The 21,207-nt window shown below is 70.6% G+C and carries 23 protein-coding genes; 6 read left to right on the forward strand and 17 right to left on the reverse strand.

The annotated features are described in order from the left end of the window. The first annotated feature begins 11 nt into the window (after positions 1-11). The 4 genes from V5E28_RS06415 to V5E28_RS06430 are packed head-to-tail and all read left to right on the forward strand — an operon-like array spanning position 12 to position 3,634. A complete protein-coding gene (locus tag V5E28_RS06415) occupies positions 12-2,291 on the forward strand; it encodes a sensor histidine kinase (protein ID WP_336205449.1) in 2,280 nt (759 codons plus the stop codon). Continuing rightward, positions 2,288-2,698 carry a roadblock/LC7 domain-containing protein gene (locus V5E28_RS06420; RefSeq protein WP_336205450.1) on the forward strand — a complete coding sequence of 137 codons (411 nt, stop codon included), beginning with the start codon at positions 2,288-2,290 and terminating at the stop codon, positions 2,696-2,698. The genes V5E28_RS06415 and V5E28_RS06420 overlap by 4 nt, the downstream gene beginning before the upstream one ends. Then, positions 2,695-3,066 (forward strand): DUF742 domain-containing protein, encoded by a 372-nt coding sequence (locus V5E28_RS06425; RefSeq protein WP_336205451.1) that lies wholly within the window; start codon positions 2,695-2,697, stop codon positions 3,064-3,066. The genes V5E28_RS06420 and V5E28_RS06425 overlap by 4 nt, the downstream gene beginning before the upstream one ends. Further along, on the forward strand, positions 3,047-3,634 hold the full coding sequence (locus V5E28_RS06430; protein ID WP_336205452.1) for a GTP-binding protein: 588 nt from the start codon (positions 3,047-3,049) through the stop codon (positions 3,632-3,634). The genes V5E28_RS06425 and V5E28_RS06430 overlap by 20 nt, the downstream gene beginning before the upstream one ends. 49 nt (positions 3,635-3,683) lie before the next feature. Here V5E28_RS06430 and V5E28_RS06435 read toward each other — a convergent pair whose 3' ends face one another. From V5E28_RS06435 to V5E28_RS06460, 6 genes are all read right to left on the reverse strand, one after another. Continuing rightward, positions 3,684-5,303, reverse strand: coding sequence for a solute symporter family protein (locus V5E28_RS06435; RefSeq protein WP_336205453.1), 1,620 nt, complete (start codon positions 5,301-5,303; stop codon positions 3,684-3,686). Then, entirely contained in the window at positions 5,300-5,662 is a 363-nt protein-coding gene (locus tag V5E28_RS06440; protein ID WP_442945779.1) for a DUF485 domain-containing protein, read from the reverse strand. The genes V5E28_RS06435 and V5E28_RS06440 overlap by 4 nt, the downstream gene beginning before the upstream one ends. Before the next feature lie 124 nt (positions 5,663-5,786). After that, complete coding sequence (locus V5E28_RS06445; RefSeq protein WP_336205454.1) at positions 5,787-6,602, reverse strand: carbohydrate ABC transporter permease; 816 nt, start codon at positions 6,600-6,602, stop codon at positions 5,787-5,789. Beyond that, on the reverse strand, positions 6,599-7,510 hold the full coding sequence (locus V5E28_RS06450; protein WP_336205455.1) for a carbohydrate ABC transporter permease: 912 nt from the start codon (positions 7,508-7,510) through the stop codon (positions 6,599-6,601). Before V5E28_RS06450 ends, V5E28_RS06445 begins: the two co-directional genes overlap by 4 nt. Further along, complete coding sequence (locus V5E28_RS06455; RefSeq protein ID WP_336205456.1) at positions 7,507-8,667, reverse strand: ABC transporter substrate-binding protein; 1,161 nt, start codon at positions 8,665-8,667, stop codon at positions 7,507-7,509. The genes V5E28_RS06450 and V5E28_RS06455 overlap by 4 nt, the downstream gene beginning before the upstream one ends. A 238-nt stretch (positions 8,668-8,905) precedes the next feature. Beyond that, positions 8,906-10,072 (reverse strand): trans-sulfuration enzyme family protein, encoded by a 1,167-nt coding sequence (locus V5E28_RS06460; RefSeq protein WP_336205457.1) that lies wholly within the window; start codon positions 10,070-10,072, stop codon positions 8,906-8,908. Positions 10,073-10,083: 11 nt separating this feature from the next. Here V5E28_RS06460 and V5E28_RS06465 point away from each other — a divergent pair, with 11 nt between their 5' ends. Then, entirely contained in the window at positions 10,084-11,076 is a 993-nt protein-coding gene (locus V5E28_RS06465) for a LacI family DNA-binding transcriptional regulator (RefSeq protein WP_336205458.1), read from the forward strand. A 155-nt stretch (positions 11,077-11,231) separates the two neighbouring features. Further along, positions 11,232-13,409 (forward strand): helicase-associated domain-containing protein, encoded by a 2,178-nt coding sequence (locus V5E28_RS06470; protein ID WP_336205459.1) that lies wholly within the window; start codon positions 11,232-11,234, stop codon positions 13,407-13,409. Positions 13,410-13,436: 27 nt separating this feature from the next. Here the strand turns inward: V5E28_RS06470 and V5E28_RS06475 are convergent, their stop codons facing one another. The 11 genes from V5E28_RS06475 to V5E28_RS06525 form a co-directional block, all read right to left on the reverse strand. Beyond that, positions 13,437-14,924, reverse strand: a complete 1,488-nt coding sequence (locus V5E28_RS06475) for a sodium/solute symporter (protein WP_336205460.1) — start codon at positions 14,922-14,924, stop codon at positions 13,437-13,439. Continuing rightward, positions 14,921-15,301 carry a hypothetical protein gene (locus V5E28_RS06480; RefSeq protein WP_336205461.1) on the reverse strand — a complete coding sequence of 127 codons (381 nt, stop codon included), beginning with the start codon at positions 15,299-15,301 and terminating at the stop codon, positions 14,921-14,923. The genes V5E28_RS06475 and V5E28_RS06480 overlap by 4 nt, the downstream gene beginning before the upstream one ends. After that, a complete protein-coding gene (locus tag V5E28_RS06485) occupies positions 15,298-16,047 on the reverse strand; it encodes a LytR/AlgR family response regulator transcription factor (RefSeq protein ID WP_336205462.1) in 750 nt (249 codons plus the stop codon). The genes V5E28_RS06480 and V5E28_RS06485 overlap by 4 nt, the downstream gene beginning before the upstream one ends. A 33-nt stretch (positions 16,048-16,080) precedes the next feature. Then, positions 16,081-17,259 carry a sensor histidine kinase gene (locus V5E28_RS06490; protein WP_336205463.1) on the reverse strand — a complete coding sequence of 393 codons (1,179 nt, stop codon included), beginning with the start codon at positions 17,257-17,259 and terminating at the stop codon, positions 16,081-16,083. A gap of 3 nt (positions 17,260-17,262) precedes the next feature. Continuing rightward, positions 17,263-17,676, reverse strand: a complete 414-nt coding sequence (locus V5E28_RS06495) for an HIT family protein (protein ID WP_336205464.1) — start codon at positions 17,674-17,676, stop codon at positions 17,263-17,265. Next, positions 17,673-18,389, reverse strand: coding sequence for a DUF1838 family protein (locus V5E28_RS06500; RefSeq protein WP_336205465.1), 717 nt, complete (start codon positions 18,387-18,389; stop codon positions 17,673-17,675). The genes V5E28_RS06495 and V5E28_RS06500 overlap by 4 nt, the downstream gene beginning before the upstream one ends. A 37-nt stretch (positions 18,390-18,426) precedes the next feature. After that, entirely contained in the window at positions 18,427-18,861 is a 435-nt protein-coding gene (locus V5E28_RS06505) for a protease inhibitor I42 family protein (RefSeq protein ID WP_336205466.1), read from the reverse strand. Then, a complete protein-coding gene (locus tag V5E28_RS06510) occupies positions 18,858-19,739 on the reverse strand; it encodes a YihY/virulence factor BrkB family protein (protein WP_336205467.1) in 882 nt (293 codons plus the stop codon). The genes V5E28_RS06505 and V5E28_RS06510 overlap by 4 nt, the downstream gene beginning before the upstream one ends. A gap of 54 nt (positions 19,740-19,793) precedes the next feature. Continuing rightward, positions 19,794-20,528 (reverse strand): DUF3618 domain-containing protein, encoded by a 735-nt coding sequence (locus tag V5E28_RS06515; RefSeq protein WP_336205468.1) that lies wholly within the window; start codon positions 20,526-20,528, stop codon positions 19,794-19,796. Next, the gene (locus V5E28_RS06520) at positions 20,525-20,905 is read right to left on the reverse strand and encodes a phage holin family protein (RefSeq protein WP_336205469.1); all 381 of its coding nucleotides are present in this window, start codon (positions 20,903-20,905) and stop codon (positions 20,525-20,527) included. The genes V5E28_RS06515 and V5E28_RS06520 overlap by 4 nt, the downstream gene beginning before the upstream one ends. An 83-nt stretch (positions 20,906-20,988) precedes the next feature. Then, positions 20,989-21,153: a hypothetical protein gene (locus V5E28_RS06525; RefSeq protein ID WP_336205470.1), complete on the reverse strand. Its 165-nt coding sequence runs from the start codon at positions 21,151-21,153 to the stop codon at positions 20,989-20,991. Positions 21,154-21,207 lie beyond the last annotated feature (54 nt).

The raw sequence follows: 21,207 nt of genomic DNA on the forward strand, positions 1-21,207 counted from the left end.
AGGTCACGGCCTTGCTTCTCTCCTTGACAGCGCTGTGGGCGTTCGCCGCCTGGGTCACCCTCCGCGACGGGGTGAACCTGCTCTGGGTCTCACAGGTCGACAACAGCGTGGTCGGCCCGAGCGAGCCGCTGCTGGAGGAGCTCCAGCGCGAACGCAGAGCGTCGATGATCTGGCTGGGCGACCGCAGCGTCCGCTCCCGCAAGGACCTGCAGGCGCAGCGACAGCGCGCCGATCGGACCCGGGCCGCGTTCGAGGAGAGCGCCAGGGCGGGCATTCTCGACCTGGCCCTCGACGACGAGGGCTCCGCCCGCCTCGACGAGGTGTTCAAGGAGCTCGGCGGCCTCAAGGCGATCCGCCAGGCCATCGACGCGAGAGGGATGACCAGGATCGAGGCGACGGCGGCCTTCGCCGAGGTCATCGACCCCATCTACACCATGTACGGCTCCGTCGCCACGCTGGACGACAAGACCGTCGCCAAGGACATCCGTACTCTCCTGGCGCTCAGCAGGGCACGGGAGATGGTCACCAGGGAGGACGCCCTGCTGGCGGGAGCGCTCGCCGAGGGACGGCTGAGCGTCGAGGAGCACAGGCGCTTCGTGGAGACCGCGGGCGCCTGGCACGTCCTGGCCGAGCAGGCCGCGGCCGAGTTGCCCGCGTCCGAGCGGGCCGCCTACGACAAGGTGGCCAAGGGGGCGGCGTTCGCGCAGCTGCGCGACCTCGAGACCCTGGTGGCCGACCGGGGCGGCGACGAGCTCGGCCTCCCGGTCGACGCCGCCCAGTGGAAGGACGCGACCGAGCGCGCCCTGGCGGACTTCAACGGCTTCGTGCTCGGCGCCGGGGACCGCCTCGTGGATCGCGCCACCCCCGTCGTGATCGGCGTCGTCGTGCGGCTGGTGCTCGCCGGCGGGCTCGGGCTCATCGCGGTCATCGCGTCGATCGTGCTGTCCATCACCACCGCCCGTGCGCTCCTCGCCCAGTTGCAGAAACTGCGCGACGCGGCGCACGAGCTCTCCGACGAGCGGCTGCCCGGGCTGGTCGAGCGGATCGGCCGCGGCGAGGACGTCGACATCGCGGTCGAGGCTCCACCGCTGCGGTTCGGCGATGACGAGGTAGGACAGGTCGGACAGGCGTTCAACACGGTGCAGGAGACCGCCATCCGGGTCGCCGCCGAGCAGGCCGAGCTGCGCCGCAGCATCAACGACATCCTGCTCAGCCTGGCCCGCAGGACACAGGGCCTGGTGCACAGGCAGCTCACCGTCCTGGACGTGATGGAGCGGCGCGAGACCGACCCCCAGGAGCTGAAGGAGCTCTTCCGCCTGGACCACCTGGCCATCCGCATGCGCCGCAACGCCGAGAACCTCATCGTGCTGTCCGGCTCCTCCCCCGCGCGCACCTGGCGCCGCTCGGTGCCCATGGTCGACGTGGTGCGCGGCGCGCTGGCCGAGGTGGAGGACTACACCCGGGTGACGCTCCTGCCGATGGGTGAGGTGGTGCTCGTCGGGCGGGCCGTCGGCGACGTCATCCACCTGCTGGCCGAGCTGATCGAGAACGCCGTCTCCTTCTCGCCTCCGTACACGAACGTGCAGGTCAGCGGCCAGCTCGTGGCCAACGGCTACGTCGTCGAGATCGAGGACCGGGGCCTCGGCATGAAGCCGGAGGACCTGGAGGCGGCCAACGAGCGGATCGCCGACCCGCCGGAGTTCCGCATCACCGGCACCGCCCGGCTGGGCCTGTTCGTGGTCAGCCGGCTGGCCGGTCGCCACGACATCCAGGTCGTGCTGAAGCCGTCGCCGTACGGGGGCACCACGGTGGTGGTGCTGCTGCCGCAGGAGCTCGTGGAGGCGGGCACCGGCCAGGACCCGGCCGACAGGCAGCCCGCGCCGAGCCTGCCCCGCAGGACGACGGCGGCGGGCACGCTCACCACCGTGCGCCCGGCCTCGCAGAACGTCCGCGCGCTCAAGGTGGCGGCCCCCGCGAGCCCGGCCCCCCAGGCTTCCGCCGAGACCGCGGCCGGGGCCGAGATCGGGGCTCCGGCCGAGCCAGGGCCCGAGGCGCCCGCGAGACCATCCGTTTTCACCCCCGGAGGACTGCCGCTGCGCGTGCCCCAGGCCAACCTGGCACCGGCCCTGCGTGACGAGGGCCCGCCCATCACCCCAGACCCCGAGGAAGACGATGACCAGCGTTCGCCGGAGGAGATCCGCGCGATGATGGGATCCCTGCAGTCGGGCACCCGGCTCGGCAGGTCCGAAGCGGCCAGGATCATGGACGAGCAGTCAGGAGGCGACACGTGACACCGGGTGCCGGCACCGACCTCAACTGGCTACTCGACGACCTGGTCGGCCGCGTCAAGGACGCCGAGCACGCCATCGTGCTGTCCTCGGACGGCCTGCTCATGGCCTCGTCCGACGCGCTCCAGCGGACCGACGGCGAGCACCTGTCGGCGGTGGCCTCCGGGCTGCAGAGCCTGGCCAAGGGCGTTTCCGAGCACGTGGGCGGCGGCGCGGTCAAGCAGACCGTGGTGGAGTGGCGGTCGCGCTTCCTCATCGTGACCGTGGCGGGCGAGCGGGCCTGCCTGGCCGTGCTCTGCGGGCAGACCGCCGACATCGGCCTGATCGCCTACGAGATGGCCATGCTCGTGGCCCGCGTCGGCCAGTACCTCACCTCGGGCACCCGCGCCGGGGCCAGGAGGGAGCGGTGAACGGCGAGCCGACCGACGAGTACTGGATCGATCCGGAGATCATCCGGCCATACGTGGTGACGCGGGGCCGGACCATGCCGGTGCACGGCAAGTTCGACCTGATCTCCATGGCCCTGGCCGTGGGCCAGCCGCCAGGCCCCGACGCCGGGCTCGACCCCGAGCACCACTCGATCCTGCGGCTGTGCCGGGAGCCCAAATCCGTGGCGGAGATCGCCGCCCACCTGAACCTGCCCGCGGGCACCATCCGCGTGCTGCTCGGCGACCTGTTCGACAGGGAGCTCGTTTCGGCCCAGGAGCCACAATCCGAGGTGGACATGCGTGACATGAAGATGTACAGGGCGGTGCTCGATGGTCTTCGATCGCTCTGACCGCCCCCGCCTGCCCACGGCGCTCAAGATCCTCGTCGCCGGAGGGTTCGGCGCGGGCAAGACCACGCTGGTCGGCGCGGTCTCGGAGACCAGGCCGCTGCGCACCGAGGAGGTGCTCACCGACCGCGGGATCGGCATCGACGACCTGTCCAGCGTCGAGGCCAAGCGGACGACCACCGTCGCGATGGACTTCGGCCGCATCACGCTGGGCGACGAGTACGTGCTCTACCTGTTCGGCACGCCGGGGCAGGAGAGGTTCTGGTTCGTCTGGGACGAGCTGGCCGAGGGCTCGCTCGGCGCGGTCATCCTGGCCGACACCCGCCGCCTGGCCGACTGCTTCCCCTCGGTCGACTACTTCGAGCGGCGCGGCACCCCGTTCGTGGTCGCGGTCAACTGCTTCGAGGGCGCGGCCACGTTCGAGCTCGACGAGGTACGGCTGGCACTCCAGCTCAACCCGTCGATCCCGATCATCATGTGCGACGCCAGGAAGCGCGACTCCAGCCGGGAGGTGCTCATCACCCTGGTGAAGCACTCGGCCAAGCTGCGGGCGGAGCCGGTCGGCTCCTGAAACCGTGACGGGCCCGGCCGTGGCAGCCGGGCCCGTCATCACGTGCGCGTCAGTGCTTGGTGGCCTGCTCAGCGCCCACACCGGTGAGGGATCGGACCTCGATCTCGGCGTACTTGGCTGCGTTGTACTCCTTGCTCATGATCGTGCCGAGCCAGCCGCAGATGAAGCCGAGCGGGATCGAGATGATGCCCGGGTTGCTCAGCGGGAACCAGGAGAAGTCGGCTTCCTTGAACAGCGCGGTCGGTCCACCGGAGACGACCGGCGAGAAGATGACCAGCAGCAGCGCGGAGACCAGGCCTCCGTAGATGGCGCTGACCGCCCCCGCCGTGTTGAACCGCTTCCAGAACAGGCTGTAGAGGATCGCCGGCAGGTTGCCCGAGGCCGCGACCGCGAACGCCAGCGCCACCAGGAACGCCACGTTCTGCCCCTGGGCGAGGATGCCCAGCCCGATGGCGGCGGCGCCGATCACCAGGGCGGAGATCCTGGCGACCACGACCTCCTGACGCTCACTGGCCTGGCCGCGCCTGAAGACGTGCGCGTACAGGTCGTGGGCGAAGCTGGAGGAGGAGGCGAGCGTGAGGCCCGCCACCACCGCCAGGATGGTGGCGAAGGCGACGGCGCCGATCAACGCCAGCAGGATCGTGCCTCCCACCGGCCCGAAGATGTCCTCACCGATCCGCTGCGCGAGCAGCGGCGCGGCCGTGTTGCCCGCCGGGTCGCCCGCGACGATGGCCTCCTTGCCGACCAGGGCCGCGGCGCCGAAGCCGAGGACCAGCGTCAGCAGGTAGAACACGCCGATGATGCCGATGCCCCACAGCACCGACTTGCGCGCGTCCTTGGCGGTCGGGACGGTGTAGAAGCGGATGAGGATGTGCGGCAGGCCCGCCGTGCCGAGCACCAGCGCGAGGCCGAGGCTGATCAGGTCGATCTTGCCCGCCAGCCCCTGGGCCTCGGTGCCGTACTTCAGGCCGGGGCTCAGGAAGCTCTCCGGGTTGCCCTTGGGGCCGCTGGTCGTGGCCGCCTGGCCGAGCAGCGCCGACAGGTTGAAGCCGAACTTGCCGAGCACCAGGACGGTCACCAGGGCGGCGCCGCTCATCAGCAGCACGGCCTTGACGATCTGCACCCAGGTGGTGCCCTTCATACCGCCGAACACGACGTAGGTGACCATCAGGGCGCCGACGGCGACGATCGTCCACATCTTGCCCGCCTCGGAGGTGATCCCGAGCAGCAGGCCGACCAGGGCGCCCGCGCCGACCATCTGGGCGAGCAGGTAGAAGATGCTGACGACGATCGTGGAGACGCCGGCCGCGGTGCGCACCGGCCGCGGGCTCATCCTGAAGGCGAGCACGTCGGCCATGGTGAACTTGCCGGAGTTACGCATCAGCTCGGCCACCAGCAGCAGCGCGACCAGCCAGGCGACCAGGAAGCCGATGGAATACAGGAAGCCGTCGTAGCCGGACAGCGCGATGATGCCGGCGATGCCCAGGAACGAGGCGGCCGACATGTAGTCGCCGCCGATGGCCAGGCCGTTCTGCACGCCGCTGAAGGAGCGGCCGCCGGCGTAGTAGTCGGCGGCCGTCTTGGTCTGGCGGCTGGCCCAGACCGTGATGCCGAGCGTAAGAGCGACGAAGGCCAGGAAGAGGATCGTGGCGAGGGCTGTTGAGCTCACTTGGTCTTCTCCTCGACCTCGTGGCGGAGCTTGTCGGCGATCGGGTCGAGCACCTTCCCCGCGTGCCTGGAATACGCCCACGCGATGAGGAAGGTCGTCACGAACTGGAGCAACCCGAAGATCAGCCCGACGTTGATCTCACCGATGAGCTTGATGGCCATGAAGTCGCGCGCCCAGCCCGACAGCACCACATACAGCAGGTACCAGACCAGGAACGCCACCGTCATCGGGAACGTCCACCGGCGGAAACGCCTCTTCAGCTCTTGGAATTCGCTGCTCCCCTGCACTTGTTCATAAACCGACGCGTCATGTTCTCGGGTCGTCACGGAGACCTCCACTGTGATGCGGATCACGCTCACCGTAAGAGCGCAACCTACCCGGCGTGGAGATCTCCAACGGCCCTGTTCGGCGAGCCGCCGCCGAATGGCGTTTAGTTGGGGCGGATCTGCGATGAAAGGTCCGTTCGGCACGATGAGCGGTTGGTCATCCCTTGACCGCTCCAGCGGTGAGTCCTTCCACGATGTAGCGCCGGATGACCGCGAACATCACCAGGGTGGGGATTACCGACACCACCGTGGCGGCGGCCATCGAGCCCCAGTCGATGTCGTACTGCGTGATGAAGGAGTTCATCGCGACCGGGATCGTCTTGGCGTCCTCGCTGTCGATGAACGTGATCGCCAGGAACAGCTCGTTCCAGCACTGCACGAACGCGAAGATGAACGTGGCCGCGATGCCGGGCAGCATGACCGGGATCACCACCCTCACCATGGCGACCATCCGCGACGCGCCGTCGACCTGGGCCGCCTCCTCCAGCGCCACCGGCACCCGCTCGTAGAAACCGCGCATGATGATCGTGGCGAACGGCACCAGCATGGCGACGTAGACCAGCATGAGCCCGGCCAGCCGGTTGAGCAGGTCCAGGTCCGACATCAGCAGGTAGAGCGGGCCGAGCGCGATGAACAGCGGGATCATCTGGGTGACCAGGAACGCCAGCATCAGCGCTCCCCTGCCGGGAAAGCTGAACCGGGCCAGGGTGTAGCCGCCGAGCACGCCGGTCACCGTCACCACCCCGGCGGAGATCAGGGACACGATGAGGCTGTTGAGCAGGTAGGTCCCGAAGTCGGCGAACGAGAACAGCTCGGCGTAGTGCTCGAACGTCACGGTGCCCGGCCAGTAGCGGATCGGCAGCGAGAAGATCTCGGCCTTGGGTTTGAGCGAGGTGACGACGATCCAGTAGAGCGGGAACAGCGTGATCAGCAGCCAGACGGTGAGCACGATCACCTTGGCGAGACGTCTCATCGGGCCTTCTCGAATCGGGTCGCGTTCAGGTAGAAGACGCTGAAGGCCAGCAGCAGGCCGAGGATCAGCAGCCCGACCGCGCCCGCCCTGCCGTAGTCGCCGCCGGTGACCTGCTGGATGAGGAAGGTGGTGATGATGTCGGTGCTGCCCGCCGGCCCGCCGCCGGTCATGGCGTAGATGAGGTCGGGGAAGTTGAGGATCCAGATGATCCGCAGCAGCACGATCAGCGCCAGCGTGGGCCGGATGTGCGGCAGCGTCACGTGCCAGAACTGCCGCAGGCGCGACGCCCCGTCCACCGACGCCGCCTCGTACAGCTCGCGGGGGACCGACTGCAGCGCGGCCATGATCATGATGGCGAAGAACGTGACGCCGTACCAGACGTTGGCCACGATCACCGAGGTCATCGCCCAGCCGGGTGAGGCGAGGAAGCCGATGCGCTCGTCGATGATCCCGGCCTTCAGCAGCAGGTCGTTGATCACGCCGAACTGCCCGTTGAACATCCACCGCCACAGCAGCCCGATCAGGAAGCCCGACATGGCCCACGGGAAGAACACCCAGGCCTGGTAGAGCCCGCGTCCCCGGAAGTGGCGCCGCAGCAGCAACGCCAGCCCGAAGCCGAGGAGGAACTGGAAGAACAGCGACACGGCCACCCAGGTGCCGGTGTTGCGCAGCGCCGTCCAGAACCGCTCCTCGGCCAGCACCGCCCGGAAGTTCTCCAGCCCGACGAACGGCGTGGAGGTCAGGTCGAACAGGTTGTAGCGCTGGAAGGCGATGACCGCCCCGCGCACCATCGGGTAGTACGTGAACAGCAGGACGAACAGCACGCCGGGCAGCAGGCACAGGGCGATGAACCTGGCCCTGCGCCCGGTGAACGCGGGTTTCTCGCGGGTGTGGGCCGCGGAGCTCACGAGACCTTCTTCGCCTGGTCCGTCCAGAAGGCGTCCCATGACGCGAGCACCTCGGCGGTGGTCTTCTTGCCGGTGATCAGCGCCTGGACGTCACGGTCGGAGTCGACGTTGAACTGGCTCCACCCGGGATAGTCGACGGGCCGGATCGTGATGACCTGCTGCGGATCCTGCTGCGCCTCCAGGTAGGCCTTCCAGGCGCCCTGCGAGAACTGCGGGTCGCTCTGCGCCTGCTTGGAGATGGGGATCAGCGAGTTGCCCTTGGCGAAGGCGATGCTCTGCTTGGCCTCCGACAGGAACTGCACCAGCTTGACCGCCTCCTTGGGGTGCGCGCTGAAGGAGGTGACGCCCCAGCCGGCGTAGCCGACCGGCTGGAAGGCGTAGCCGCTCGGGCCCTTGGGGATCGGGGCGGTGGACCAGGCCGTGACCCCGCTCTCCTCCACCGTCTTGATCACTTCGGGGTCCTGGATGAGCATGCCGGTGACGCCCGAGGTGAAGCCCTGGACCATCTCGGGATAGCCCCACGACACCGAGTCGGGCGGGGACGCCTCCTTGAAGATCTTGACGAAGAGGTCGAGGGCCTCGGCGGCCTCCGGGGTCGAGAAGATCGTGCGCTTGTCCTTCAGATAGAAGGATTTTTCCGGATTGAGTGCCTCGCCGTTGTAGGCGCTGATCATCATGACCGCGTAGTCGGCGCCGCCCTTGCCGCCTCGGAACGAGTAGCCGAACCGGTCACCCGAGGTCATCCCCTTGCCCGCCTCGTACAGCTCCTGCCAGGTCTTCGGCGGCTGGGCCAGGTTCCAGTCGGTGCGGTAGAACAGGGTCCGCTGGTAGAAGCCGTACGGGATCAGGTACGGCTTGCCGCCGACCTCGACGGCCTTCTTCTGCGCCAGCTCGGTCAGATCCGCCCAGCCCTGCCAGTCCGTGGTGGGCAGCTCGCCCAGCCAGCCGTTGTTGGAGAAGGACTTGGCCGTGTGGTCGCGGACCTCCAGCACGTCCAGGTCCTTCTTGGTCTGCAGGATCTGGGTGATCTTCTGGTCGGCGCTGTCCAGCGGAGGCGAGACCAGCTCCACGGCGACGCCGGGATTGGCCTTCTCGTAGTCCGCGATCAGCGTCTTGATCAGCTTGGTCCGCTCCGGGCTGGTCAGACTCTCGATCATGCGCAGCCGCACCTCCGCGGAGGAGGACGACGAGACGAAGCCGCACCCGGCCAACACGAGCGTGGCGGCGGCCGCTGCCGCCAGGAGGGGGGGATCTCATGTGGTGCCTCCAGAGAGGGAAGACAGCGCTGTCAGTCACGCTAGGCGACTGTCACGCCTGGCGCCAGACCGAGATCCTTGATCAACCGATTCGCCGCCGGCCCCGGACCGCGGCGGCCGGCCGCCGATCCGCCACCGATCATCCGTCCGACCCGCTGATCCGCTCCAGAGCCAGGCCGAGATCCTTGATCAGCGTCTCGGCGGCCTCCAGGCCCACCGACAGGCGGACCAGCCCGACGGGGATGCCCATGGTGGCGCGCACGCTCTCCTCGGTGGACAGTGCGGGCGCGTTCACCAAGCTCTCGAAGCCGCCCCAAGAAACCCCGATCCTGAAATGTCTCAATGCGTCGAGAAAAGCAGCGACTTCTTCCCGCGACTCCGTGGCCAGCTCAAGGCTGAAAAGGCTGGAGAAGCCGGACATTTGGCGAAGAGCAATCCCATGCCCGGGATGTGATGGAAGCCCGGGGTAGTTCACCCGCCGCACCGCCGGATGGTCGGCCAGGAACGCGGCGACCGCCATCCCCCGCTCCTGGTGGGCGGCCATCCGTACGGGCAGTGTGCGCAACCCCTTGATCACCTTGGCCGCGTCGTGCGGCGACATGGCCGCCCCGTAGAGCTGGTACTCGGTCAGCGCCAGCGGCCTGATCAGCCGCGACGGCCCCGCGACCACCCCGCCCACCAGGTCGCTGTGACCGCCCACGTACTTCGACAGCGAGTGCACGACCAGGTCCACCCCCATCGTCAGCGGCTTCTGGAAGATCGGCGTGGACCAGGTGTTGTCCATCACGGTCACCAGGCCGTGCCCGGCCGCCCAGCGGGTGACCGCGGCAATGTCGAAGATCTCGTACCTCATGTACGAGGGCGACTCGAAGTACAGTAGGCGGGTGCTCCCCCTGATAGCGCTGTCACAGGCCTCGAGATCGACGGCATGCGTATGCGTGACGCCGAACTTCTCCAGGTAACGCAGAAACTGGGTGGTCGGCCCGTAGACCGCGCCCAGCACCAGCACGTGGTCGCCCGCCGACACCAGCGAGGAGATCGTCGCCGCGATCGCGCCCATGCCCGAGCCGAAGCACTTGGCCCGCTCCGCCCGCTCCAGCGCGGCCAGCTTGCGCTGGGCCAGGTCCACGGTCGGGTTGGTGCCACGCCAGTAGACGTAGCGCTCGTCCTCGTTCCTGATCGCCTCGCCGAGCTCTGCCGCCGTGTCGAAGGTAAACAGGGAGTTCTCGAAGACCGGCGGGTTGACCGCGCCCATCACCCAGGGCTCGTCCTCGCCGAGCCGGCCACAGATCCATTCATCGTCCATGGGGGCAGACTATGACAGCGCGAAAACCGACCATGGTCGACGTGGCCCGTCACGCCGGAGTGAGCCTCAAGACCGTATCGCGCGTGGTCAACCGGGAGCCGCACGTCAGCGCCGCGCTCCGGCTGCGGGTGCAGACCGCCATCAGCACGCTCGGCTTCCGCCGCAACGAGGCCGCCAGCCGGCTGGCCCGCGGCGCCACCATGCTCACCCTCGGCCTGATCATGGAGAACATCTCCAACGAGTTCTACTCCCGCCTGGCCAAGGCGGTCGAGGCCGCGGCGGCCGAGTACGAGGCCCTGGTGGTGTTCGGCTCCTACGAGGAGCGGCCCGAGCGGGAGCGGATGCTGGTCGAGTCGATGTACGCCCGGGGCGTCGACTCCCTCATCATCGTCCCCTCCGCCGCCGACCACGGCTGGCTGGCCGAGCACCCGGGCCTGACGGCGGTCTTCGTCGACCGCGTCCCGGCCGGCCTCGGGCAGGCGGACGTGGTGGTGCTCGACGACGTCAAGGGCGGCCTCGTCGCCACGGAGCACCTCGTCGCGCGCGGGCACCGCCGCGTCGCGCTGATCTCCGACGACAGCGGGCTGAGCTCCGTGCACGACCGCGCCGGCGGCTACCGTACGGCGCTGCGGGCGGCCGGCCTGCCCGTCGACGAGTCCCTCGTGGTGCGCGGAGTCTTCGACCCGTGGCGGGTCTCGGGCGAGGTGGGCAGGCTGCTCGACCTGGCGGACCCGCCTACGGCGTTCTTCGCCACGAACAACCGTGCCGCGATCGGCATCCTCCAGGCCCTGCGCGAGCGGCCCGAACGCCCGGCGTACGTGGGCTTCGACGACTTCGCCCTGGCGGACGTCTTCAACCCGGGCGTCACGGTGGTCCGCTACGACACGGTTCGGCTGGCGCGCAGCGCGGTGGACCTGCTGCTGGACCCCTCGGCGGGCGCGCGGCGGGTCAGGGTGCCGGTCGAGCTGGTGGCGAGAGGGTCCGGCGAGCTCCCGCCGTCCTAGCGGGGACCGCTCCTGTCAAAGGCGCTCGCGTACTCGGCGTCAGGATCGACGAGTACGGCGTAGCCGTCGGGGCCTCGTGCGCGATGATCGGCGGCACGAGGCATTCCCTGTCCCTATGGGGATCGTGCGCGGTCACGGCTCGCTACAGTCGTCTGGTGCCTCGGACAGACGCCGAACTCACCACGCTCCTCACGCACCGGCCGGAGCTCGCCGCCGCCGGCTCGCTCGACCTGCTGGAACGCATGCTGGCCTCGCCCGATCTGGCCGTCCCCGCGCTGCTCGAGCTCGACGCCGACTGCCACACCGTGAGCCAGGCGCTCCAGGTTCTCGGGGGCAGAGCCGAGCGGGCCGAGCTGAAGGAACTGCTCGACGACCCGCACGGACGGCTGGACGAGGTGCTCGGCACGCTGGCCGAGTGGGGGCTGGTGACGATGGAGGGCGAGACGGTGCTGTCTCCGCACCAGCCGGGCCTGTGGGAGCACCCGTTCGGGCTCGGCAGGCCACTTCGCGAGGTCGCCCGCGACATCACCGCCGAGACGCTCAAGAGCATGCTCCAGGCTCTGGGCGCGGTGCCGGCGGGCCGCAAGGCGGAGCTGGTCACCCGGGTCGAGGAGAGGCTGCGCGAGGATCCGCGCGCGGTGGCGGCCCGGGCCGCCAAGCTGCCGCGCCAGGCCCGCGCGCTGCTGGAGCAGATGGCGGCCGGGCGGCCGGTCCTGTCCGACACGCAGGCGTTCTACGGAGACCGCGGCGACGGCCCTCTCCAGCGGCTCGCCGAGGCGGGCTTCGTGGTCCGCGCCGACTGGGAGTACGAGATGCCGAGGGAGGTCGCCCTCGCGCTGCGCGAGGAGGGCTGGAAGCCGCGGCTGACCGGCCAGCCGGAGGTGGCCGGTGTCGCCCGGCCCGCCGCCGACGGCGTGGGCGCGGCACTGGCCGCCGTGGACAAGGTCGCCGCCCTGGTCGAGCTGGCGGGGGCGGAGCCGATCGCGGAGCTGAAGGCGGGCGGCGTGGGCGCGCGCGAGCTCAAGCGCCTCGGCAGGGCGCTCCGCCTGCCGGAGCCGGAGGTGGTGCTCTGGCTGGACGTCGCCTTCGGCGCCGACCTGCTGGCGCCGTCGATGGGTGACGGGCTGGTCGCGACCACCGTCGTCGACGAGTGGCTCGCCGCCGAACCCGACGCCCGGTGGGAGGCGCTGGCCGAGGCCTGGCGCGCCCTGCCGCACTCCCCCACGCACCGGGTGCTGGGCTGCTGCGAGGAGCACCTGTCGCCGCAGGCTCCTCCTCACCCGTTCGACTGCGGGGCGGGCGACGTGCGGCGGGCCACCCTTCGGGTCCTCCACTCGCTGCCCGCCGGGCTGGGCGCGGACGCGGCCGGGCTGCGGGCGGCCGTGGACTGGCGCACCAGGGCGACGGCCGAGTTCGAGCTCGCCGCCACGGAGTTCGTCGCCGCCACGCTGGACGAGGGCGAGCTGCTCGGCATGGTCGCCGCCGGCGGGCTGACCGCGCTGGGCCGGGCCGTGCTCGACGGCGACCCGCCGGCGCCGTTCTTCCCCGCGCCGGCCACGACGGCGACACTGCAGAACGACCTGACCGCGGTCGTCACCGGCGCGCCCGCCCACGAGCTGGCCGCCTTCCTCAGCGGCTGCGCAGACCTGGAGTCGCGCGACCGGGCGAGCGTGTGGCGCTTCTCCGGCGGGAGCGTGCGCCGGGCGCTCGACGCGGGCGTCTCACCTGACGACCTGCTCGCCGAGCTGGAGCGGATCTCCGCCAAGTCGGTGCCCCAGCCGCTGCGCTACCTCGTCGCCGACACGGCGCGCAGGCACGGCGCCATCCGGGTCGCGCCCGCGGCGTCCGTGGTGACCGCGGACGACCCCGCGCTGGTCGCCGAGCTGTGCGGGGCCAGGTCGCTGCGCAAGCTCGGGCTGCGCCAGGTGGCGCCGACGGTCGCGCTGGGCGGCCTGGCTCCGGACGAGACCCTGCGCCTGCTCAGGGCGGCGGGCTACGCGCCGGTCGGTGAGGCGGCCGACGGGACGATCCGCGCCGAACGCCCGCGGAAGCGGCGGCTGCCCGTCGACCCGCTCCCCGGCCAGGACCTCGACCCCGCGGCCGCGGCGCAGGCGATCCGCGACGGCCGGTCCGCGGACCCGCCGGGCGGCGACGCCGTGCGGGACGCCTCCCTCACCGGCGAGCCGATCGTCATCGTCCGGCGCGGGCGCGAGCACCTCATGGACGACCTGCGGCCGTCCGGCCAGATGGTGACCGGCTACTGCCACGACTGCGACGGCGGCCACACCTTCGGCCGTGCCGAGATCGAGCACGCCTACCTGCTCGCGCCGTAGGGGGAGCGGCGCCGCGACGAGCGCCGCCTAGGACGAGCGGGGTCTCCAGTCGCCGCGGTCGAGGTCGAGGTTCTCCGGCGTGTGCAGGCGCACCATGGTCCTGGCCACGCCGAGCGGCACCCGCTCCGGGGTCACGAACGACACCGCCACCATCACCGCGAACGCGATCGGCACCGTCCACGCCGCCGGCTGCGCCAGCAGCGCGCCGGGCAGGCCCTCGTACGGCCCCCCGGTGATCGTGGCCAGCACGGCGGCGCAGGCCAGACCGCCGCCCACGAACAGCCCGGCCAGCGCGCCGGTGGTGCTGAGCCTGCGCCACCAGATGCCGAGCACGAGCAGCGGGCAGAAGGACGAGGCCGCCACCGCGAACGCCAGCCCGACCACGTCCGCCACCGGCAGCGTCCGCGCCCACAGGGCCAGGGCGAGCGGCACCGCGACCGCCATCAGCGTGGCGATCCTGAAGGAGCTGACCCCGCCCTTGAGCAGGTCCTGCCCGATCACCCCGGCCACGGACACGGTCAGCCCGGACGAGGTCGACAGGAACGCGGCGAAAGCCCCGGCCGTGATCAGCGCCGTGAGCACGTCGCCGAGCGTCCCGCCGATCATCCGCTCGGGCAGTGTCAGCACCACCGCGTCGGTGCGCACCAGGTCGGGCACGTAGAGCCGGCCGAGCCAGCCGTACAGCGCGGGCAGCAGGTAGAACGCGCCGAGCAGCGACAGCACCACCAGCGTGGTCCGGCGGGCGGCGCGGCCGTCGGGGTTGGTGTAGAACCGGACCAGCACGTGCGGCAGCCCCATCGTGCCGAGGAACGTGGCCAGGATCAGCGAGTACGTCGAGTAGAGGCCGTACTCCTTGGCCCCGGCCAGCGGCATCTGCCAGACGGCGGCGTCCTGCGCGGACAGCGCGGGCGCGCCGTCGCCCTTCCAGGCCAGCAGCAGGAAGATCAGCGGGACGCCCAGCGCGGTCAGCTTCAGCCAGTACTGGAACGCCTGCACGAACGTGATCGACCGCATGCCCCCCGACAGCACGTTCACCGCCACCACGACCGCCACCAGCAGCCCGCCCGCCCACACGGGCGCCCCGGTGATCGTGCGCAGGACCAGGCCCGCGCTCTGGAACTGCGGCATCAGGTAGAGCCAGCCGATGAGCACGACGAGCACGCTGGCCGTGCGGCGCACCACCATGGACTCCAGCCTGGCTTCGGCGAAGTCGGGCAGCGTGTAGGCGCCCGAGCGGCGCAGCGGCGCGGACACCAGCACCAGCAGCACCAGGTAGCCGCCGGTCCAGCCGACGGGCAGCCAGAGCATGTCCACGCCGTAGGTCAGGATGAGCCCGGCCACGCCGAGGAACGAGGCCGCCGACAGATACTCGCCGCCGATCGCGGAGGCGTTCCAGAGCGGGCTGACGGTGCGGGAGGCGACGTAGAAGTCGGAGGTGGTGCGGGAGACGCGGATGCCGAAGGCGCCGATGAGCACGGCCGCGACCATGACGATGACGACGGCGGTCAGGCTCACGGCCGGTCGACCAGGTCGGCGAAGTGGCGCTCGTTGCGTTCGGCCTGCCGGACGTAGAGCCAGGCGCCGATGACGAAGGCGGGATAGATGAGTCCGGCGAGCACCGCCCACGGCAGCGGGACGCCGAGCAGGTGCACGGCGCGCAGTTCTGGGATGAGCAGGAACAGCAGCGGCAGGCCGCCCACCACGCACGCCAGCACCGTGCAGACGAACAGCGCCAGCCTGAACTGGGTACGCAGCAGCGAGCCCATGTAGACCTCGCCGAGGTGGGTCTGCTCGTCGATCTCCCTGGTGGCCGGATAGCGGGGGCGGCGGGCCGCGGCGGTGCGCGGGCTGGTGACCGCGACGCGGCGGCCCGGTCTGGGCTCGGGGCTCACTCAGGTCTTCCCTTCCTGGCGCGGCGGACGAGCAGGTCGCGCAGCTCGCGGGTGTGGCGGCGGCTGACCGGGATCTCGGTGTCGCCGACCCGGACCATGCACCTGCCCGAGTCGATGTGCAGCTCCTCGATGTGCTTGACCGCGACCAGGTGGCTGCGGTGCACGCGCACGAACCCGGCCGCGGACCAGCGCTCCTCCAGCGTGGCCAGCGGGATGCGGACCAGGTGGCTGCCGGTGGCGGTGTGCAGGCGGGCGTAGTCGCCCTGGGCCTCCACGTAGATGACGTCGGCGGTGGAGACGAATCTGGTCACGCCGCCGAGTTCGACCGGGATGGTGTCGGTCTCGGCGCCGTCCACCGGCACGTCGGCCGAGACCGCGACCCGCCTGATCGCCTCGGCGAGCCGTTCCGGGCGCACCGGTTTGAGCAGGTAGTCCTCGGCCTTGATCTCGAAGGCGTCCACGGCGTGCTCCTCGTAGGCGGTGACGAACACCACCCGTGGCGGGTTGGCGAACTGCGACAGCAGTCTGCCGAGAACGACGCCGTCGAGTCCGCGCATCCTGATGTCGAGGAAGACCGCGTCGATCGGCCTGCCCTCGGCTATGGCCCGGTCGAGCAGCCGCAACGCGGCGGCGCCGTCCCGGGCGGTGGCGACCTCGCCGATTCGCGGGTCGGCGCGGAGCAGGTAGGACAGATCTTCCAGCGCGGGAAGCTCGTCGTCCACCGCGAGGACCCGAAGTTGTGCCATAGACAGTGATAAAACCGACAACAAAGATCCAGGTCAACGGGCTGAGACGCCTGGGTGATATTTCGGCAACCGGACGTTGACCTTCGTGCCCGCGCCGGGGCCCGTCTCGACGACCAGCCCGTACTCGTCGCCGTACACCTGGCGCAGCCGTTCGTCCACGTTCGCCAGTCCGACGCCGCCCGTGGCGGAGACGTCACCTGCGAGGATGCGGCGCAGGTGCTCCGGTTCCATGCCGAGCCCGTCGTCCTCGACGCTGATGCGGCACTCGGCTCCGGCGTCCTCGGCGATGATCGTGATCCTGCCGAGGCCGTCCTTGCTCTCCAGGCCGTGCCTGACGGCGTTCTCGACCAGGGGCTGCAGGCACAGGAACGGCACCGCCACGGGCAGCACCTCGGGCGCGATGCGCAACGTCACCTGGAGGTGGTCGCCGAAGCGGGCCCGCTCCAGGATGAGGTAGCGGTCGATCGAGCGCAGCTCCTCGGCGAGCGTGGTGAACTCGCCGTGCCTGCGGAAGGAGTAACGGGTGAAGTCGGCGAATTCCAGCAGCAGTTCCCTGGCCCGTTCCGGGTCGGTGCGGACGAATGAGGCGATCGTGGTGAGCGAGTTGTAGATGAAGTGCGGCGAGATCTGCGCGCGCAGCGCCCGCACCTCCGCCTCCATCAGCAGCGTCCGCGAGCGGTGCAGCTCGGCCAGCTCCAGCTGCGAGTCCACCCAGCCGGCCACCTCCTGGGCGGCTCTGACGAGCCCGGCCGAGGGGTGCGGGCCGTAGGCGGCCAGCGTGCCGACGACCCGCTCGTCGGTGGTGAGCGGCACCACCACGGCGTGCCTGATCGGGCACTCCAGCAGGTCGCAGTCGATGGCGAGGACCTGGGTGCGGCCGTCGCGGAGGGTCGCCCCGGCGTGCTCGAAGGCCTGGGCGGCGTGGTGCTCGCCGGCGCCGTCGTAGACCAGCAGGCGCTCGCCGTCGGTGATGGCCAGCGCGGAGGAGCCGAGCAGCTCGCGCAGGTGCCGGGAGGCGCGCAGCGCGCCGTCGGCGGTCAGCCCTGCCCGCAGCGGCGGGCCGGCCAGCGAGGCGGTGTGCAGGGTCTCGAACGTGGCCCGCTCCGCCGGGCTGGTGCCGAGCTCGCGGCGGCCCCGCATGACCCGCCAGAGCACGATCGACGGCACGCCCAGCAGCACGGTGACCACGGCGACCCCGAACACGTACTCCACGGCTCAGCCCGCGGGCAGCGCTTTGGCGATGCGCTCGGCGTAGGACTGCGCCTCCTGCTCGGAGGCGTAGGTGGTGCGCGGCCAGAAGAAGCCGCGCAGTCCGTCCTTGCGGTTGCGCGGCACCACGTGCACGTGCAGGTGGGGCACGCTCTGGCTGATGCGGTTGTTCACGGCCACGAACGTGCCGCCCGCCTCCAGGCCCTCCTCCACGGCCCGGGCCATCGCCTGCACCCGTTCGAAGAAGGGACCGACGTCGACGAGGTCGGTGAGCGTCTCGACGTGGGCTCGGGGCACCACGAGCACGTGCCCCTTGAAGACGGGCCGGGTGTCGAGGAAGGAGACGGACACCTCGTCGGAGTGCACGACGCGGGCCGGGCGCTCCCCCGCGATGATCTCGCAGAACAGGTCGGTGCTCACCGGCCGACCTTACCGGCCCGGTCCGCGTACGCCGTCCAGCTCGTCACGTTGGGACCCGACCACTGCTCGGGCGCGTGCAGGAAACGCTCGCCGACGCGCTCGCGCAGCCGCTCGGGGACCTCGACGGTCTTGCCGCCCCGGCAGTGATAGATCAGCCCGCCCGGCCGCTGCGCCATCGCCATCCACGGCAGCCAGGGCGACACGCGGCACCAGGAGAACACCGACGGCACGTCGGCCATGCCGGAGTCGAGGTCGCCGGCGCGGGCGAAGAACTGGAACAGCTCCAGCGCCCGGTAGGTGTCGCCCGCCGAGTTGTCCGGGTAGTCGGCGACCTTGAGCGGCGAGGGGTAGGCGAGACGGATGTCGACGTTGAGGACCACCTGGTCGCCCAGCCTGGTGACCGGCACCGGGCGGTCACCGAGCCGCTGGTTGACCGGGTCGTTGAAGACGTGCTGCACCTCGACCTTCCGTCCGGTGAGCGGGTTGTCCCACGCGTCGAGGACGTCGCGGCTCACCGGATCGAGGTAGAGGGCGGCCTCCCTGGTCAGCAGCTCCCAGCCGTCCTCCGCCCGGACCGCTCTGGCCACGTTGAGCCCCTCGAAGCCGAACAGGTGGTGGGGGCCGCCGCCGGGCTCCCAGGCGTAGACGTCGCCGGTCCACCACGAGATCGTCTCGGCGCCGTCGCTGGACGCGCGCACCCGGATGAAGTCCATGGCAGGCAGCCTCTCCCGTCCGGCGCCCGGTCTCAAGTCACCCGCGTTTCTTCACCGTGACCCGGAAGATCGCCTCGCCCGACTCCCGCACGCTGTCCGCGCCGGACGGCGTCCTGCCGGTGCCGCAGCGCCAGCAGTTGTGCAGCCGGATCTCGGCGGTGCCGGGCCGCTTGGCGTTGAAGACGAAGTAGGTGGTGCCGCCCGAGCCGGGGCCGCCGCCGTCGCTCTCGTGCTCCTCGCTGATGTACGACGCCACCTTCGGGTCGGGCACGGCCACCAGCGCCCAGCTGTCGCCGACCGAGGCGTTGTCCGGCACCGCCAGCGAGAAGCGCTGGCCGGTGCCGAGCTCGACCCGGGTGGTCTGTCCCTTGGCGCCGGTGAAGACGGTGCCGAAGTCGCTGACCGCCGACCCGGCGCCACAGCCGACGGTCACGAGGGCCAGGGCTGCCAGGGCGGCGGTTCCGCGGATCATTCAGGCAGGTTATCGGGCTTGGGCGGGTCTCGCGGCACGGCGTACGGCTCCTGCGTGGCGGGCTTGCCCGCGACCGCGTTGCGCTCCCTCAGCAGCTCGGCGTCCAGCTCGGCGCCGAACAACAGCGCCATGTTCGACAGCCACAGCCAGATGAGGAACACCACGACCGCCGCGAGCGTGCCGTACGTCTTGTTGTAGGAGCCGAAGTTGGCCACGTACAGGGCGAAACCGCCGGAGACGAGCACCCAGAGCAGCACGGCCAGCAGCCCGCCGGGGGACAGCCAGCGCACGCCGGGCTGGCGCACGTTCGGAGCCGCCCAGTAGAGCACCATGATCAGCCCGGCCGCGATCAGCGCCAGCACCGGCCACTTGGCCAGGTCCCAGACGGTCACCACGGTCTGGCCCAGACCGAGTGCCTCGCCTGCCAGGCGGGCGAAGTCACCGGTGAGCGTGACGGCGATGGCCGCCACGGTCAGCAGGATCGCCAGCAGGATGGTGAGCCCGATCCGGAGCGGGGTGATCTTCCAGAAGGGACGGCCCTCGTCGATGTCGTAGATCTGGTTGCCCGCCCTGATGAAGGCCCCGATGTATCCGGAGGCGGACCACAGGGCGACCAGGAGTCCGATGATCGCCGCGAGGCCCGCCCTGGTGTTCTGCACCTGTGACAGGCCCTGGCCGAGCAGGTCGCGCACCTCGGCCGGGGCCAGGGCCGTCAGGCTGCCGACGACCGCGGCGGCGTCCTGACGGCCGAGCAGGCCGAGCAGCGACACCAGCACGATCAGCGCGGGGAAGACCGACAGCACCGCGTAGTAGGTGAGGGAGGCGGCCAGGTCGGGGACCCGGTCGTTGCCGAACTCGGCGACGGTGCGTTTGATCACCCGCCACCAGGATCGGCGAGGCAGTTCGGTGGGACGCTCGGGACGTTCCACCGGTTACTTGTTCCGGTTACGCCTCATGACCCGGCGCACGACCAGGGCGAGCACCGTGCCGAGGGCCGCGATCATCAGGACCGGGCGCTTCTTCGCCTGCTCAGGAGTCACGTCGTTCACCTTGTCCGCCACCACGGCGGCCTTGCCCTTGACGGTCCCGCTCACCTCGGCGGCCCGGCCCTTGACCGTCCCCGCCACCTCCGCCGCCTTTCCCTTGGCCGTACCGGCCACCTCCGCGGCTTTGCCCTTGGCCGTCTCGGTCATCTCGACCGCTCTGTCCTTCGCCGTACCCGCCATCTCGCCGACCTTTCCCTTCGCTGTTGCCGCGGCCTCGCTCGCCCGGCTCTTGACGTCCGCCTTGTGGGCCAGGGCGTGCACGGTCTCGCCCAGCTCCTGACGGGTCTCCTTGATGCTCTCGCGCACGGTTTCGGCGTCCTGCCCGCCGGTTCTGTGGTGCCCGTCGCCGGTCCCGCGGTGTCCCTGGCCGCCCTGCAGCGACTCCTCCTCCACGGCCCGCGACTCGACCGCCTCGGTGCGGTCGTCGGTCTGGGGGGCTTCGGGGATGAAGGTCTCGTGCTCTTCTCGGGCGAGCTCGGCTTCGTGCGCGTTCTCGGCGGCGCCCGGCCTGGTGGGGGGGACGTTGATGGACTCGTGGTCCGTCGGTGTGCCCACCGTGGCTCTGCGTGCCCCTACGGTTCCGGCGTGCTGGTCGCTCTGTCCGGGGTCCGTCTCGCTCATCGCCGTGCTCCCTCCTTGACCGCGCCGATGTCGGCCTTGACGCTCGCGATCGTCTCTTCCGGGACCGGTGGCGTGGCCTGCTTGACCTTCTTCTTGCCGACCAGCCCGAGCAGCGCGGCAACGACGAACAGCGCCACCGCCACGATCGCGGCCGCCAGCCACGCGGGCATGACGAGCGCGAGGAGCAGCACGACGGCGGCCACCAGCACGGCTCCGCCGAAGAACGCGGCCATCCCGGCCGCGCCGAACATGCCCGCGCCGAATCCGGCGCGTTTGCCCTTCTCCGTGAGCTCGAGCCTGGCCAGCCGCAACTCGTCCTTCACGAGCCGGGAGACCTGCTCTGACAGATCGTTCACTAGCTTGTGAGTGTCGTTCACGACGTCGCCTCCTCCTTCGAGGAGGCGACTACCCGAAGAGTCCGCCTTCTATCACGGCGGGGCGGCGGGGGCGGTCGCCGAGGTCAGCGCTTGGCGACGCGTAGAAGGAAGCCGAGCACCGACACGACGGGCGACTTCTGCGTCTCGCACCAGTTGTCGGGCTTCTTGGGCGCGCTCCACGGGGACGGGAGCTCGCATGAGGGAGCCTGCGGCTTGGGCCGCTCGCACCACGATCCCGGAGTATTCATATCCTCAGCTTACAACTTCATTCTCCACTTATATAAGCTTTCCCTCATGCCCGA

It is taken from the genome of Nonomuraea sp. LPB2021202275-12-8 (assembly GCF_037044575.1).
Taxonomy (GTDB): Bacteria; Actinomycetota; Actinomycetes; order Streptosporangiales; family Streptosporangiaceae; genus Nonomuraea.

What these genes read in the sequence shown, in the direction of transcription:
- V5E28_RS06465 (WP_336205458.1), top strand. Translation starts at nt 10,084, where the DNA reads ATGACAGCGCGAAAACCGACCATGGTCGACGTGGCCCGTCACGCCGGA.
- V5E28_RS06515 (WP_336205468.1), bottom strand. Translation starts at nt 20,528, where the DNA reads ATGAGCGAGACGGACCCCGGACAGAGCGACCAGCACGCCGGAACCGTA.
- V5E28_RS06445 (WP_336205454.1), bottom strand. Translation starts at nt 6,602, where the DNA reads ATGAGACGTCTCGCCAAGGTGATCGTGCTCACCGTCTGGCTGCTGATC.
- V5E28_RS06485 (WP_336205462.1), bottom strand. Translation starts at nt 16,047, where the DNA reads ATGGCACAACTTCGGGTCCTCGCGGTGGACGACGAGCTTCCCGCGCTG.
- V5E28_RS06525 (WP_336205470.1), bottom strand. Translation starts at nt 21,153, where the DNA reads ATGAATACTCCGGGATCGTGGTGCGAGCGGCCCAAGCCGCAGGCTCCC.
- V5E28_RS06455 (WP_336205456.1), bottom strand. Translation starts at nt 8,667, where the DNA reads ATGATCGAGAGTCTGACCAGCCCGGAGCGGACCAAGCTGATCAAGACG.
- V5E28_RS06430 (WP_336205452.1), top strand. Translation starts at nt 3,047, where the DNA reads ATGGTCTTCGATCGCTCTGACCGCCCCCGCCTGCCCACGGCGCTCAAG.
- V5E28_RS06505 (WP_336205466.1), bottom strand. Translation starts at nt 18,861, where the DNA reads ATGATCCGCGGAACCGCCGCCCTGGCAGCCCTGGCCCTCGTGACCGTC.
- V5E28_RS06500 (WP_336205465.1), bottom strand. Translation starts at nt 18,389, where the DNA reads ATGGACTTCATCCGGGTGCGCGCGTCCAGCGACGGCGCCGAGACGATC.
- V5E28_RS06460 (WP_336205457.1), bottom strand. Translation starts at nt 10,072, where the DNA reads ATGGACGATGAATGGATCTGTGGCCGGCTCGGCGAGGACGAGCCCTGG.